The organism is Cobetia marina (genome assembly GCF_001720485.1).
Taxonomy (GTDB): Bacteria; Pseudomonadota; Gammaproteobacteria; order Pseudomonadales; family Halomonadaceae; genus Cobetia; species Cobetia marina.
The window spans coordinates 515,755-531,028 of record NZ_CP017114.1; the positions used below are offsets into that span (position 1 = coordinate 515,755).

At 61.9% G+C, this 15,274-nt stretch carries 8 protein-coding genes, 2 tRNA genes and 1 rRNA gene; 8 read left to right on the plus strand and 3 right to left on the minus strand.

The window, feature by feature from the left end:
• The first annotated feature begins 183 nt into the window (after positions 1-183).
• The 3 genes from BFX80_RS02250 to BFX80_RS02260 all read left to right on the plus strand — a co-directional run bounded on the left by BFX80_RS02250 (position 184) and on the right by BFX80_RS02260 (position 3,362).
• Entirely contained in the window at positions 184-1,365 is a 1,182-nt protein-coding gene (locus BFX80_RS02250; protein WP_127736652.1) for an ABC transporter substrate-binding protein, read from the plus strand.
• A gap of 106 nt (positions 1,366-1,471) precedes the next feature.
• The gene (locus tag BFX80_RS02255) at positions 1,472-2,359 is read left to right on the plus strand and encodes a branched-chain amino acid ABC transporter permease (RefSeq protein ID WP_084207870.1); all 888 of its coding nucleotides are present in this window, start codon (positions 1,472-1,474) and stop codon (positions 2,357-2,359) included.
• Position 2,360: 1 nt separating this feature from the next.
• Complete coding sequence (locus tag BFX80_RS02260; RefSeq protein ID WP_084207871.1) at positions 2,361-3,362, plus strand: branched-chain amino acid ABC transporter permease; 1,002 nt, start codon at positions 2,361-2,363, stop codon at positions 3,360-3,362.
• A 462-nt stretch (positions 3,363-3,824) separates the two neighbouring features.
• On the opposite strand, the gene nirD is transcribed toward BFX80_RS02260, so the two are convergent.
• From nirD to BFX80_RS02275, 3 genes are read right to left on the minus strand one after another with little or no spacing between them, the layout of a single operon-like run.
• On the minus strand, positions 3,825-4,271 hold the full coding sequence (nirD, locus tag BFX80_RS02265) for a nitrite reductase small subunit NirD (protein ID WP_077378144.1): 447 nt from the start codon (positions 4,269-4,271) through the stop codon (positions 3,825-3,827).
• Complete coding sequence (gene nirB, locus BFX80_RS02270; RefSeq protein ID WP_084207872.1) at positions 4,268-6,922, minus strand: nitrite reductase large subunit NirB; 2,655 nt, start codon at positions 6,920-6,922, stop codon at positions 4,268-4,270. Before nirB ends, nirD begins: the two co-directional genes overlap by 4 nt.
• Positions 6,919-8,331, minus strand: a complete 1,413-nt coding sequence (locus BFX80_RS02275) for an NAD(P)/FAD-dependent oxidoreductase (protein WP_084207873.1) — start codon at positions 8,329-8,331, stop codon at positions 6,919-6,921. Before BFX80_RS02275 ends, nirB begins: the two co-directional genes overlap by 4 nt.
• Before the next feature lie 791 nt (positions 8,332-9,122).
• On the opposite strand from BFX80_RS02275, the gene BFX80_RS02280 reads away from it, so the two are divergent.
• The 5 genes from BFX80_RS02280 (at position 9,123) to BFX80_RS02300 (ending at position 15,265) form a co-directional block, all read left to right on the plus strand.
• Entirely contained in the window at positions 9,123-11,972 is a 2,850-nt protein-coding gene (locus BFX80_RS02280; protein ID WP_084207874.1) for a nitrate reductase, read from the plus strand.
• A complete protein-coding gene (cobA, locus tag BFX80_RS02285; RefSeq protein WP_240499644.1) occupies positions 11,941-12,909 on the plus strand; it encodes a uroporphyrinogen-III C-methyltransferase in 969 nt (322 codons plus the stop codon). Before BFX80_RS02280 ends, cobA begins: the two co-directional genes overlap by 32 nt.
• A gap of 547 nt (positions 12,910-13,456) precedes the next feature.
• Positions 13,457-14,997 (plus strand): 16S ribosomal RNA (locus BFX80_RS02290).
• A gap of 76 nt (positions 14,998-15,073) precedes the next feature.
• A tRNA-Ile gene (locus BFX80_RS02295) sits at positions 15,074-15,150 on the plus strand.
• Between the two features lie 39 nt (positions 15,151-15,189).
• Positions 15,190-15,265, plus strand: a tRNA-Ala gene (locus BFX80_RS02300).
• Positions 15,266-15,274: the final 9 nt, after the last annotated feature.

Below are 15,274 nucleotides of genomic sequence, written 5' to 3' on the forward strand. Positions count from 1 at the left end.
CCGTTGCATTCGCCAATCTGAAGTCCGTACGTCTCACCACAACAATCACAATATTGCCGGGTAAACCGGTTTGGAGATGTCATGCACGCCACCGTTTCATCCAACGCCACCCCTGTCGCATCACCGTTGTCACGCCGCATCACGGCGGCCACACGCCGGCGCCTGTGGCCGCTGTCCGCGCTCATGATGGGGTCACTGCTGTCGGCGGGAATCGCGCAGGCCGATATCAGTGACGGCGTGATCAAGATCGGCTATCTGGCCGACATGTCGGGTACCTATCGTGACCTGGCAGGCCCGGGCGGCCTGGATGCGCTCAAGATGGCGGTCGAGGACTTCGGCGGCAGCGTCAACGGCATGCCGATCGAGGTATTGAGTGCCGATGACCGCAACAGCGCCGATGTCGGTGCCAATACGGTGCGCGGCTGGATCGATCAGCAGAATGTCGACATGGTCGCAGGCCTGGTGGCCTCATCGGTAAGTATCGCGGTGACGCGGATTCTCGCCGAACAGGACACGCTGGGAATCGTCTCCGGCTCGGCGGCCTCCAGCATCACCAATGAGCATTGCACGCCCAATCATGTCCACTGGGTGTATGACACCTATCCGCTGGCGCATGGCACGGCCAAGGCCATCGTCGATGAAGGCGGCGACAGCTGGTTCCTGCTGACTGCGGATTATGCCTTCGGTCATGCCCTGGAAGGAGATGTGGAAAAGGTGGTGACCGAGAACGGCGGGAGCATCGTCGGCAAGGTGCGTCATCCGTTCCCGACCAGTGATTTCTCCTCCTACATCCTGCAGGCGCAGGGTTCCGGCGCCAAGATCGTCGGGCTGGCCAACGCCGGGGCGGACACCGTCAATGCGTTGACCACGGCGAGTCAGTTCGGCGTGGTGCAGTCGGGGCAGTCGCTGGCCGGGCTGTTGATCTTCCTCAACGACGTGCACGCGCTGGGGCTTGAGGTCGCGCAGGGGCTGCAGCTCACCACCGGCTGGTACTGGGACCTCAATGACGAGACGCGTGCCTGGTCCCAGCGCTATTACGAGCGCAATGCGCGCATGCCGACCATGGTCCAGGCCGGCATCTACTCAAGCACCCTGCATTACCTGAATGCGGTGGCAGCCACCGGCAGTGATGACACCGCCACCGTACGGGCGAAGATGGGCGAGACGCCGGTCAATGACATGTTCGCCAACAACGGCACCATCCGTGCCGATGGGCGCATGGTGCACGACATGTACCTGGTCAAGGTCAAGACGCCCGCCGAGTCCCAAGGCGAGTGGGACGTCTATGACGTGATCCGCACCATTCCCGGCGCTGAGGCCTACCGACCGCTGGCGGACAGCCAGTGCGAGCTGGTCAAGGGCTGAAGGCGAACGTCAGTCGAGCCGCGAAACGCGTTGCATGGCGCTGCTGATCACGGGATCGGCAGCGCCGAACGGCTGACGCAAGTGGGCGCTGAAAAGGACTGAGCGGATGACGATGATTCTTGGAATACCCCTGATGGTACTGTTCGGCCAGCTGATGCTGGGGCTGATCAACGGTGCCTTCTATGCATTGCTGAGTCTGGGGCTGGCGGTGATCTTCGGTCTGTTGCGCATCATCAACTTCGCGCATGGTGCCCAGTACATGCTGGGGGCCTTCGCGGCGCTGCTGGGGGCGCAGTATCTGGGGCTCAATTACTGGGCGGCGCTGATCGTGGTGCCGCTGGTGGTGGGGGCGCTGGGCATTGTTGTCGAGCGCTTCCTGCTGCGCCGCATCCAGCATCTTGATCACCTCTATGGCCTGCTGCTGACCTTCGGGCTGGCGCTGATCCTCGAGGGCACGCTGGTGAATCTGTTCGGTGTCTCGGGGTCGAGCTATCCGATTCCCGAGGCGCTGAGCGGCGGCTTCAAGCTGAGCTTCATGTTCCTGCCCACCTATCGCGCCTGGGTGCTGGTGGCGGCACTGGTGGTCTGCTTCGGAGTCTGGTTCCTGATCGAGCGCACGCGTCTCGGTGCCTATCTGCGCGCGGGAACCGAGAATCCTGAGCTGGTGCAGGCCTTCGGCATCAATGTGCCCTTGATGGTGTCACTGACCTACGGACTGGGCGTGGCGCTGGCCGCCTTCGCCGGCGTGCTGGCCGCACCCTTGTATCCCGTCTCGCCGACCATGGGCTCGAGCCTGCTGATCGTGGTGTTCGCGGTGGTGGTCATCGGTGGAATGGGCTCGATTCTCGGTGCCATCCTCACCGGGCTCGCGATGGGGCTGATCGAGGGGCTGACCAAGGTGTTCTATCCCGAGGCCGCCAATACCGTGATCTTCGTGGTGATGGTGATGGTCTTGATGCTTCGCCCCGCCGGGCTGTTCGGAAAGGAGGCCTGACATGGCCGTACTGCAACAGGACCACCAGGCCGCGCGTGCAGGCAGCGCATCGCGCAGAATCACCCCGCTGGGCGTGCTGTATCTCGTGCTGTTCCTGCTCGGGTTGCTGGCGCCCTGGGTCGCCTATCCCGTCTTTCTGATGAAGATTCTGTGCTTCGCGCTGTTCGCGAGCGCCTTCAATCTGCTGCTCGGCTTCGTGGGGCTACTGTCCTTCGGGCATGCCGCCTTCCTGGCCACGGGTGCCTACATCACCGGCTTTCTGCTCGCGGAGTATCCGGGCCTGAGTCCCGCGCTGGGCATCGTGGCCGGCACCTTGGGGGCCGTGGTGCTCGGCACGCTGTTCGGCGCGCTGGCCATCCGGCGGCAGGGCATCTACTTCGCGATGATCACGCTGGCCCTGGCACAGATGATGTTCTTCTTCTTCATCCAGGCGCCGTTCACCCATGGGGAAGATGGCCTGCATGGCGTGCCGCGCGGTGAGCTGTTCGGCGTGTTCGATCTGGCGGACAACCACACGCTCTATTACGTCGTGTTCGCGATCTTCGTGGCGGCCTTTGCCCTGATCCGCCGTGTGGTGCATTCCCCCTTCGGTCAGGTGCTGAAGGCGATTCGCGAGAACGAGCCGCGTGCCATCTCGCTGGGCTATCACACCGATGCCTACAAGCTGGTCGCCTTCGTGCTGTCGGCGGGGCTGGCGGGCCTTGCGGGAGCGACCAAGACGCTGGTGTTCCAGCTCGCCTCGCTGGGCGATGCCAGCTGGCACATGTCGGGGGAGGTGATCCTGATGACACTGCTGGGCGGTGTCGGCACGCTGCTCGGGCCGCTGGTGGGTTCCGGACTGGTCATCGGGCTTCAGCATCAGCTGGCGCAGTCCGCGCTGGGGGATTGGGTCAGCGTGATACTGGGCGCCATCTTCGTGGTCTGCGTGCTCAGCTTCCGCAGCGGCATCATCGGGGAATGCCAACGCTGGATCGCGCGTCGTCAGCAGCGGGAAGAAAAATGAGCGGCGAGGGTGGGGATGAGAAGCGAGGTCAGCAAGAAGGTGCGGGTGGCGCGTTTTGCTCTTAAGCAAAGAAAATCAATGGCTTGCCGATGACTTCAGGCATAAAAAAAGTCCACCCAAGTGGGTGGACTTAAATGCCATTGTATATCGAGGGGGATACGCCGGTCCCGGATCCTCGACTCAGCAATGAGCACGCCATGCGAGATAGCCGCCATTTGCCATCTCGCTTTATAGATTGCATACCTGGTGCCAGATTTCTAGCAAGTCATTCAAAATCAATAGCTTGAGTGTTTTCTCTTCGCCAGATGCCTGCCAGGTGGCGGTCAGGCGAGTCGAGGCGTGCGCATTGCCGGGCGGATCATGGTGCGTTGCAGCATGGTTGTGCACCAAATATGTGCCATTTTTCGAGCATATCCGTACGTCATCAATAGCTTATGTGCTTTTCAGGCATCGGCCTGTCCGCTAGCACTGTATCTGCACGGCATCCCCCTCGAGGCGAACCGGCCACACCTGAAGCGAGAGCGTCTCGTCATCCAGGCATTGGCCATCCTTGAGTCGATAGCGCTGCTTGTAGAGCGGCGAGATCACCAGTGGCTCACCGGCATGATCGCCCAGCAGACCGCGGGCGATCACGTTGGCGCCGGATACCGGATCATGATGGTCGATGGCGAACAGCGTGAGGGCGTCGCTGTCCGCGCTGGAGGGTAGCGTGAACAGCGCGATCTGGAAGTCCTGGCCGGCCTGTTCCAGCCAGGCGGCCACCCCGGAGCCCGGCACCAGGTCCCCGCGCTGACAGAGTGTCACCCAGCGAAGTGGCGACTCCTCCTTGGTTGAGGTGTCAGGTGCCGTGTCCTGTGCCGTGTGGCACGCTGTGGAGAGCGGTGTGGAAGCGAGTGCAGGCGATGTCATGAGCGCACCTCCGTGGCCAGGTTGGCCGTCAGTTCTGTTGCCAGGCTGATGCCTGAGTCCGTTCCCTCATCGAGAGAGCCGCCGTCACTGGTGATCAGCTCGCCGCGGCTTGCCGGGCGTATCTGGTCACGCTCGATGATGTTGACCACGGCCGGGTCGGGTCGCTGGTCATTCACGTAGTGGCGGAAGCGCTTGAGCTTCTCGGGACTCTTGAGGGCATTGGCCCATTCGCATTCGTAGCGGTCCACCACCTGCTGCATCTGCTCTTCGAGGGTCTCACCAAGCCCCAGACTGTCCTCGAGAATCACCTCTTTCAGATAGTCGAGGCCGCCCTCGAGGCCCTCGCGCCAGACGGAGGTGCGCTGCAGGCGGTCGGCGGTACGGATGTAGAACATCAGGAAGCGGTCGATGGTGCGGATCAGGCTCTCGTCATCCAGGTCGGTCGCGAACAGCTCGGCATGACGAGGGCGCATGCCGCCGTTGCCGCAGACGTAGAGGTTCCAGCCGTTCTCGGTGGCGATCACGCCGACATCCTTGCTCTGGGCCTCGGCGCATTCACGAGTACAGCCGGAGACGGCGAACTTGAGCTTGTGCGGGGAACGCAGGCCCTTGTAGCGGTCTTCCAGCGTCAGCGCCATCGCCATGCTGTCCTGCACGCCATAGCGACACCAGGTGCTGCCGATGCAGGATTTCACCGTGCGGGTGGACTTGCCGTAGGCGTGGCCGGTCTCGAAGCCGGCGGCGATCAGCTCGCTCCAGATGTCCGGCAGTTCATGCAGCTGGGCCCCGAAGAGGTCGATGCGCTGACCGCCGGTGATCTTGGTATAGAGGTTGTAGCGCTTGCCGATCTCGCCGATGGCGATCAGCTTGTCCGGCGTGATCTCGCCGCCGGGGATGCGTGGCACCACGGAATAGGTGCCGTTCTTCTGCATGTTGGCCATGAAGGTGTCATTGGTGTCCTGCAGCGGGATGTGCGAGGACTCGGTGATCGGCGCGTTCCAGCACGAGGCCAGAATCGAGCCCACCGCCGGCTTGCAGATCTCGCAGCCCAGGGCATCCGGATGGCGGCCGTGGCTGGCCATCAGCTCGGCGAAGGTCTCGATGCCTTCGACGCGCACCAGCGAGTAGAGCTCCTGACGCGTGTGCGCGAAGTGCTCGCACAGTGAGCGATCGACCTCGACGCCACGACTTTCCAGCTCGGCATCCACTACCTTCTTGAGCAGCGCCGCACAGCCTCCGCAACCGGTGCTAGCCTTGGTGCAGGCCTTGATGGCGCCCAGATCACTGTTGCCGGCATCGATGGCGCTGCAGACATCGCCCTTGGAGACGTTGTGGCAGGAGCACAGCGTGGCGCTGTCGGGCAGGGCATCCGCGCCCAGCGTGATGGCTTCGCCACTGGCATCCGGCAGGATGAGTGCCGCCGGGTCCTTGGGTGCCGTGATGCCATTGGTGACGTACTGCAGCAGGGTGTCGTAGCGCGAGTTGTCGCCGATCAGCACCGCGCCCAGCACCTGCTTGCGGTCCTGCGAGACGATCAGGCGGCGATAGACGCCGTCGGCCTCGTCACAGTAGCGATAGCTGATTGCGCCCTCGGTCTTGCCGTGGGCGTCGCCGATGGAGCCGACATCCACCCCCAGCAGCTTGAGCTTGGTGGACATGTCGGCGCCCTGGAAGCGGAAGCGCTCCTGCGCATCGCTTGTGGCATCGCCTGTGCTGGCGGCCAGCAGGGACGCCACGCCGCGTGCCATCTGATAGCCGGGCGCGACCAGCCCGAAGATGCGCGATTGCCACAGGGCGCACTCGCCGATGGCAAAGATTTCCGGGTCCGAGGTGCGGCATTCGTCATCGATGATGATGCCGCCGCGCTCGCCGATCTCGAGGCTGGCGCTGCGTGCCAGTGCATCCTGAGGACGGATACCGGCGGAGAAGACGATCAGATCCGCTTCCAGATGCTCACCGTCGGAGAAATTCATCCGCCACTGGTACTCCTCGCCGGGCACGATGTCGGTGGTGGCGCGATTGAGGTGCACTCCCACGCCCAGCGCAGTGATGTGTTGCTTGAGTGCCAGGCCGCCATCCTCATCCAGCTGCACCGGCATCAGGCGTGGCGCGAATTCGACGACATGCGCTTCCAGGCCGAGTGACTTGAGGGCATTGGCGGCCTCAAGTCCCAGCAGGCCACCGCCGACCACCACGCCATGTGTCTTGCCATCGGCGGCAGCGCGAATCTGATCAAGATCCTCCAGGGTGCGGTAGACCAGACGATTGCTGGCGGCGGCCTCGCTTCCCGGCTCACCGAGGCCCTGGATGGGCGGCACGAAGGGGGTCGAGCCGGTTGCCAGCACCAGGCTGTCGTAGGGGTAGCGCCCTTGGGGAGTGATGACATGGCCGCCGTCGCGATCGATCGCCGTGACGCACTCGTCGAGGTGCAGCGTGATACCGGCGCTGGCGTAATCCTCCACGCTGCCGAGCGCGAGAGAATCGGCATCGCGTCCGGTGAAGTACTCCGAGAGATGTACGCGGTCGTAGGCGATGTGGCGCTCTTCGCCGAAGACATGAATCTGGTAGTGCGCGGTGGCGCCCAGCGCGATCAGCTGCTCGACGCAATGATGGCCTACCATGCCATTGCCGATGATGATCAGGTGTTTCATGCGGCCTCCTCGAAGGTGTCAGGGGTGGTGTCGCGATCAGGATGTTGAGATGCAGTGTTCTGGTGGGTCGCTCTGCCGCCGGGGTCATTCGGTGGGCCAGAGGGTGTCTCGTCCAGTTGTGCCAGCGCTTGTGCGGGCATGAGCAGCAGGTCGTCACGAATCGCTGTCAGTGGCGTGCCTGCCTTGAGGGCTTCGAACAGCGCGTTGCCGGCACTGACATCGCCGTAGAGCACCACCCCGACCAGACGCTCATCGCGCAGCAGTAGTCGGCGGTAGTCACCCAGGGCATGGTCCTGATAGACCAGCACCTCGTCAGTGGGATGTGGCATCAGCTCGCCGCAGCTGTAGAGGTCGATACCGCTGACCTTGAGGCGGGTCGCCAGGGGGGCATTGCGATAGGGCGGGGTCGCTTGCTCAAGAAGATGGCGTGCGAGCACCTCGATCTGTGCCCAGATGGGCTCGATCAGGCCGAAGGTCTCGCCCTCCACCTCACAGCATTCGCCCAATGCGTGAATATGTGGGTCACTGCTGAGCAGGTGGCCATCGACCTGGACAGCGCGCTGGCAGGCCAGGCCGGCAGCACGCGTAAGCGTGATCTCGGGGCGGATGCCAGTGGCGGCGATGGTCAGTCCGGCGTGCAGTTCACGGCCATCCTTGAGACGCACGCCAGTGATGCGGCCCGCCGGCGTCTCGAGCCATTGCTCAAGATGCGCGTCGGTGATGATCTCGAGGCCGCGCTCGCTCAGCTCCTGCTCCAGCAAGCCAGCGGCCACGTCATCCAGCTGACGGTTCATCAGGCGCTCGCTGCGCTGTAGTAGCGTCACCTCAAGGCCACCCTTGCGCAGGCCCTCGGCGGCTTCGAGCCCCAGCAGGCCGCCGCCGATCACCAGGGCATTGCCGTCGTGACCGGCTCCGGTGCGACAGGCGGCCTGCATCTGCTCGACATTCCTGAGGTCACGAAAGCCCATCAGTCCCGGTGGCCAGTCGTTGGCATCCAGTGCCTGAGGCAGGTGAGTGGGGAGCGGCAGTGGCAGCGCCGGGCGTGACCCCGTGGCGATCACCAGACGCTGATAGGGAATGCGGCGACCGCTGGCGGTCTCGACACAGCGGGCGGCGCGGTCGATCTGACAGGCGGGATCACCGCTGATCCGTGTGATGCCATGCAGCGAGAACCAGTCGGCCTGCTGGCTGATCAGGTCATCGGCTTGCGTCTCGCCCGCCAATAGTGGGGAGAGCTGAATGCGGTTGTAGGGCAGGTGAGGCTCTTCACCGATCACCGTGACTGCCCAGGGGAGCTGGCGATCAGGTGACAGCGCGACCAGTTGCTCCAGCAGCTTCTGCGCCGCCATGCCATGACCGATGATGATCAGGGGCGGGGTCGTGTCGCCGGTGGAAGATGACGGATGCATGCTGCCTCCTTGCGATGGGATATCGAGTGCAAAAAAAAAGCGCCTGCTTGCCGCCGTGAAGTTCACGACGTCAAGCAGGCGCCTTTGCCTGGAAGATGAGGGCTAAGCATTGGATAGCGAGTTGCAGTGCTGCGCGACGATACGGCTGTCACTCGGGACTGCGGCAGGTCTGACGGACCGTTGGCTGCCGTGCATCCGCATGGATGCGCGGCGAGACCTGCGATTCGGGGTCGTCATTGACCCAACCTGTCAGGAATACAGCGAATTTGGTGCCGCCTGACGAAAAACCACCAACTTTCATTGGTTTGTGAGTATTTCGATGTCGAGGGTCAGGTGTTTTCGAGTGGCTTGAGGCGCCATGGGAGCCGCCTGTCGTGAGGGAATGGTGCAGGAAGTCTCAAGGATGCACAGGGCTGGTGCGACAAGGCGGAGTGAGCGGCAGGGTCTTGCGGCTCCTGTCGACAGACTGGTGAGACTGAATGGTGCAAGTTGCTGTTATCAAAGAGAAAGAGAAATGATTGGTCTGGTATCTGCCTCTTTTACCGCATTCATGTGCAGACATGACTGAGGGATCCATGTTCGCGTCAGCAATGACGTCGGGCATTACATCCGGCCAATGGCGGCTTGATCAGTCAGTCCGCGCGATGACCCGAACCGGGTCAGATACCTAGTCAGTGAACAGATATCAGCAACAGGCAAAGGCGCCTGATGACCGCACGCTTCGTGCTCGGTCGTCAGGCGCCTTTTTCGTGGTCAACGTTCTGTGCTCAATGCACCAGGGAGTGATGTCGATGCAAGTCAGGAATCCCCCAGACGCCCCGCAACCTGCTAGATGTCGTGCCACCACCACCTGCCCGTATTGCGGTGTCGGATGTGGTGTGGCGGTCGAGCTTGAGCAGGACCAGGACAGTGTGCGCATCGTGTCGTTGAGTGGTGATGTCGCGCATCCGGCCAATCATGGCCGGCTCTGCGTCAAGGGCTCCGCGCTTGCCGAGACGCTGTCGGCCGATGGGCGTCTGACGATGCCGCAGGTGCGTGATGAGGCCGGGGTATTGCGAGAGGTGAGCTGGGAGACGGCGCTGGACCTGATCGCCGCACGCTTTGCTGATTTGAGCAGGACGCATGGCGGAGAAAGCATCGCCGCCTATCTCTCGGGGCAGCTGCTGACCGAGGACTATTACGTCGCCAACAAGCTGTTCAAGGGCTTCATCGGTACTCCTCATCTGGATACCAATTCGCGACTGTGCATGGCCTCGGCCGTCGTGGCTCACAAGCGTGCCTTCGGAGCGGACGCCGTGCCCTGCAGTTACGAGGACCTCGAGCGTGCCGAGCTGGTCGTGCTGGTCGGCAGCAATCTGGCCTGGAACCATCCGGTGCTGTTTCAGCGGCTCAAGCAGGCGCGTATCGACAATCCGTTGCTGCGAATCGTGGTGATCGACCCCCGGGTGACCGACAGCTGCGAGATCGCCGATCTCTATCTTGGCCTGCGTCCCGGCAGTGATGCGCGTCTCTTCAATGGTCTGCTGGCCTACATGGCAGATCGCGGACGCCTGGATCGCCTCTATCTGAAGGCGCACACCCAGGGCTTCGATGCGGCGCTCAAGGCGGCAAGGCGGGAAGACTGCTCGCTGGCGGCAATCGCGCGTGACTGTGATGTCGATGTGGAGCGTCTCGAGACTTTCTATTACTGGTTCGCGACCCAGTTGCATGTGGTGACGCTGTTCTCCCAGGGTGTGAACCAATCGACCAGCGGTACCGACAAGGGCAATGCGATCATCAATTGCCATCTGGCCGGGGGCAAGCTCGGGCTGCCGGGGGCGGGACCGTTCTCGATCACCGGACAGCCCAACGCGATGGGCGGCCGGGAAGTCGGTGGACTGGCCAATCAGCTGGCGGCACACATGGACTACGAGACGCCGGGCGCGCGGGAGCTGGTCGGTGAATTCTGGAACGCCCCGAATATCCCTCAGGGGCCGGGGCACAAGGCGGTCGAACTGTTCGCGGCGATCGAGCGTGGAGAGATACAGGCGCTATGGATCATGGCGACCAATCCGGCGGTCAGTCTGCCGGACAGTACGCGCGTACGTGCGGCGCTGGCGGCCTGTCCGCTGGTGATCGTCTCCGAGTGCATGGCGGACAGCGACACCCTGGCGTATGCCGATGTGGTGTTGCCGGCCAGCAGCTGGAGCGAGAAGGATGGCACCGTCACCAATTCCGAGCGCTGCATCTCGCGTCAGCGTGGGTTGCTCGCACCGCCGGGCGAGGCACGTCACGACTGGTGGCAGCTGGCGGAGGTCGGCAAGCGCATGGGGTACCAGGCGGCATTTGGCTACTCGGGGCCCCACGCGATCTTCCGTGAGCACGCCAGGTTGTCCGGCTTCCGCAACGTCGCGCCACGTCACAAGGCGGGCAGCAAGCCTCTGGCGGCTTCCTCGATCAGGCGGCTGTTCAACATCGCGCCGCTGGCCGAGCTGGATCGCGAGGGCTATGACGCGCTCAGACCGATTCAATGGCCGGTACGGCGTGGTGAGAAGGGGGAGCTCATCGGCACATTGCGGCTGTTCGAGGATGCCACCTTCAATACGCCCAATGGTCGCGCGCGGCTGGTGCCCGTGACCCCGCAATTGCCGCATCAGGCGCTGAGTGATGCGACACCGCTGCGCCTCAATACCGGTCGCATTCGTGATCAGTGGCACACCATGACACGGACTGCACGCAGCGCGCGCCTGATGAATCATCGCGCCGAACCCTTCGTGGAGCTTCACCCGCAGGATGCCGCGGCTCGCGGCCTGCAGGACGGGGCTCTGGCGCAGCTTGCAGGGCGTGATGAGCAGGGGAGCGTGCGTGGCGACTATCGTGCGCGTGTGCGTATCAGTCATGGCCAGCGTCAGGGTGAGGTGTTCATCCCCATGCACTGGAATGATCACTTCGCCAGTCACGGGCGCGCCGGGGCGTTGCTGGCCGGCCTGGTCGATCCTCTCTCCGGTCAGCCGGAATCCAAGCATGGCGCGGTCGATGTCATGCCATTGCCCTGTGAATGGCAGGCCACCTTGCTGATCGCCCCTGGCGTATGGGGTGGGCATGAAGATCTTGCAGGCGCGATGACAGAGCTCGAGGGATGCTATTGGGCGCGCATCCCGCAGGCGACATTGGTGCGCTGTCAGCTGGCAGGAGAAGGGCAGCCGGATTGGGCGCTCTGGTGTGAAAGGCATCTGAGTGTTCAGGCGGGGCTCTGGGCACAGGATGTGGCACAGGGAGGCATCAGTGCCGCGGGTTTTCGTGAGGGACGGCTGATCTGGTGGTTGAGGGTCACCGCTGGCGCGGCACGCTCCGACCGACAGCCCAACATTGCCTGGCTGGGGGAATGTTTCGCCTCTGACCAGCTTTCTGCACTTGAGCGTCGCAGTCTCCTCGCCGGACGCCTCTCTGGTCAGGCGGATGTCGGGACGATGGTATGCGCCTGCCATCAGGTCGGCGAACTCACGATTCGGCAGGCCATCCAGTCGGGTGACCGTTGCGTGGAAGCATTGGGGGCGCGATTGGCCTGCGGCACTCGCTGTGGCTCCTGCCTGCCTGAACTCAAACGTCTTGTGGAAGAGGAGCGATCCGATGAGCGGACTGATTCGTTGGAAATGGCGTGACCTGATGGCGTCGAGCATCAATTCAGCAACCCTCGGCATCTCCATGGCACGGCTGACGGAAGGCTTGCTGTCGCGTCGCGAGTGGCGTGCCATTGGCGGACAGGCACCATCACGGGCTGATGCCGGGGCCATCACGCCTGCCTGGGACGGGCTTCTTCCGGGGCAGGTCGCGTTGGTCGGAGCCGGGCCGGGGGATCCGGATCTGATGACGCTCAAGGCCTGGAGAATGCTCAATGCAGCGGATGCCGTGGTCTATGATCGCCTGGTCGGTGACGAGATTCTGGCTCAGCTCCCGATGCACTGTGAGCGCTATTACGTCGGCAAGGCCTGCGGCAATCACAGCGTACCCCAGGACGAGATCGGCGCGCTGATGGTGCGTCTGGCCAAGGAGGGTATGCGTGTGGTCAGGCTCAAGGGCGGGGATCCCGGTATCTTCGGTCGCATGGGAGAAGAGCTGGCGGCACTTGATGAGGCTGGCATCACCCGTCATGTCGTTCCCGGCATCACCGCGGCCGCCGGTGCGGCAGCTTCGCTGGGCATGCCGCTCACCGACAGGACTCATGCTCAGCGGCTGCGATTCGTGACCGCCCAGCTGTGCAACCGGAATGACCAGCCCGAATGGCAGCAGCTGGCACGCCGGGATGAAACGTTGCTCTTCTATATGGGGCTGAATCGCCTCGACACCATCTGTGATGAGCTGCAGCGCCATGGTCTGCCGTCAGACTGGCCGATGATGCTGGTGGCCAATGCGAGCCTCCCCGAGCAGCAGGCCTTGCACGGCACCCTGGGTGACATGGTGGCTCGTCTGGCAGAATGCCCGCTGCCGACACCCTGCCTGATCATCGTGGGCAGCGTATGCGAGATGGCAGCGGGGCGAGACCTCGTGATGGCTGCGGCCATGGCACATTCCTCAGAGCGCGAAGCGCGTGTCGCCTGACAAGATCAGCCGCGCCGAGGCGGCTGCAAGGTGGCCAGTTTTGTCACGGGGTCAGAAGGGGAGTCGTCCTGGAGGGCATGTGGATGAATCTTTTATCCACAGGGCCTTGAAATCAGGCCGGTGAATGCGTAAAGTACGCATCCGCTGCCGGGGACGCATGGCGTTACCAGCGGTGAAAGAGGTTTGCAGGTGATTGTTTTGTTTGATGTTTTTGAAGTCCGCTTCCAAATCATCGATTGACAATTCCGGGCGATTCGCTAGAATACGCCGCACTCCTTACGGAACAGGTGATCGGGCAACGCTCCTCACCACTGAATGATGCTTAGAGGCAGTCGATTGACTCATCATCAAGTGCTTGACTTCTCAAGCGTTCCGGATAGAATATGCCTCCTCGCTTAACAGCGACGCTCTTTAAAAATTTGATCAGGTAATTCGTGTGAGCGCTTGCCGATGAGTGGTGACAAGGTCACCAAATATCGGAGCAAGCCTCTCACGAGAAGTTTGACTCTGAACCAAGTTTGGTCTGCTTAACAGACTATCAAGCTTTCAACTGAAGAGTTTGATCATGGCTCAGATTGAACGCTGGCGGCAGGCTTAACACATGCAAGTCGAGCGGAAACGATTCTAGCTTGCTAGAAGGCGTCGAGCGGCGGACGGGTGAGTAATGCATGGGAATCTGCCCGATAGTGGGGGACAACCTGGGGAAACTCAGGCTAATACCGCATACGTCCTACGGGAGAAAGCAGGGGATCTTCGGACCTTGCGCTATCGGATGAGCCCATGTCGGATTAGCTTGTTGGTGAGGTAACGGCTCACCAAGGCGACGATCCGTAGCTGGTCTGAGAGGATGATCAGCCACACTGGGACTGAGACACGGCCCAGACTCCTACGGGAGGCAGCAGTGGGGAATATTGGACAATGGGCGAAAGCCTGATCCAGCCATGCCGCGTGTGTGAAGAAGGCCTTCGGGTTGTAAAGCACTTTCAGCGAGGAAGAACGCTTCGGGATTAATACTCCCGAGGAAAGACATCACTCGCAGAAGAAGCACCGGCTAACTCCGTGCCAGCAGCCGCGGTAATACGGAGGGTGCAAGCGTTAATCGGAATTACTGGGCGTAAAGCGCGCGTAGGTGGCTAAGTCAGCCAGGTGTGAAAGCCCCGGGCTCAACCTGGGAACGGCATCTGGAACTGCTTGGCTAGAGTGCAGGAGAGGAAGGTAGAATTCCCGGTGTAGCGGTGAAATGCGTAGAGATCGGGAGGAATACCAGTGGCGAAGGCGGCCTTCTGGACTGACACTGACACTGAGGTGCGAAAGCGTGGGTAGCAAACAGGATTAGATACCCTGGTAGTCCACGCCGTAAACGATGTCAACTAGCCGTTGGGTCCCTTGAGGACTTAGTGGCGCAGCTAACGCAATAAGTTGACCGCCTGGGGAGTACGGCCGCAAGGTTAAAACTCAAATGAATTGACGGGGGCCCGCACAAGCGGTGGAGCATGTGGTTTAATTCGATGCAACGCGAAGAACCTTACCTACCCTTGACATCCAGAGGACTTTCCAGAGATGGATTGGTGCCTTCGGGAACTCTGAGACAGGTGCTGCATGGCTGTCGTCAGCTCGTGTTGTGAAATGTTGGGTTAAGTCCCGTAACGAGCGCAACCCCTATCCTTATTTGCCAGCGAGTAATGTCGGGAACTCTAAGGAGACTGCCGGTGACAAACCGGAGGAAGGTGGGGACGACGTCAAGTCATCATGGCCCTTACGGGTAGGGCTACACACGTGCTACAATGGCAAGTACAAAGGGTTGCAATACGGCGACGTGGAGCCAATCCCATAAAGCTTGCCTCAGTCCGGATTGGAGTCTGCAACTCGACTCCATGAAGTCGGAATCGCTAGTAATCGTGGATCAGAATGCCACGGTGAATACGTTCCCGGGCCTTGTACACACCGCCCGTCACACCATGGGAGTGGACTGCACCAGAAGTGGTTAGCCTAACCTTCGGGAGGGCGATCACCACGGTGTGGTTCATGACTGGGGTGAAGTCGTAACAAGGTAGCCCTAGGGGAACCTGGGGCTGGATCACCTCCTTATCGACACTGTCTACTGCTCGCGGCAAGTGCTCACAACGAATTACCTGATCAAGTTAGTTTATCGAGTAGTAGTGTCGGGTCTGTAGCTCAGTTGGTTAGAGCGCACCCCTGATAAGGGTGAGGTCGGCAGTTCAAATCTGCCCAGACCCACCAAAAGCTTCGTGCTTTTGTCGACACGGTTTGCCGACTTTTGGGGCCATAGCTCAGCTGGGAGAGCGCCTGCCTTGCACGCAGGAGGTCAGCGGTTCGATCCCGCTTGGCTCCACCATCAAGTTCC

Bases quoted from the DNA above. Each gene is read 5' to 3' on its own strand.
- BFX80_RS02275 (WP_084207873.1), bottom strand. From the start codon at position 8,331: ATGCATCCGTCATCTTCCACCGGCGACACGACCCCGCCCCTGATCATC.
- BFX80_RS02255 (WP_084207870.1), top strand. From the start codon at position 1,472: ATGACGATGATTCTTGGAATACCCCTGATGGTACTGTTCGGCCAGCTG.
- nirB (WP_084207872.1), bottom strand. From the start codon at position 6,922: ATGAAACACCTGATCATCATCGGCAATGGCATGGTAGGCCATCATTGC.
- nirD (WP_077378144.1), bottom strand. From the start codon at position 4,271: ATGACATCGCCTGCACTCGCTTCCACACCGCTCTCCACAGCGTGCCAC.
- cobA (WP_240499644.1), top strand. From the start codon at position 11,941: ATGAGCGGACTGATTCGTTGGAAATGGCGTGACCTGATGGCGTCGAGC.
- BFX80_RS02260 (WP_084207871.1), top strand. From the start codon at position 2,361: ATGGCCGTACTGCAACAGGACCACCAGGCCGCGCGTGCAGGCAGCGCA.
- BFX80_RS02280 (WP_084207874.1), top strand. From the start codon at position 9,123: ATGCAAGTCAGGAATCCCCCAGACGCCCCGCAACCTGCTAGATGTCGT.
- BFX80_RS02250 (WP_127736652.1), top strand. From the start codon at position 184: ATGATGGGGTCACTGCTGTCGGCGGGAATCGCGCAGGCCGATATCAGT.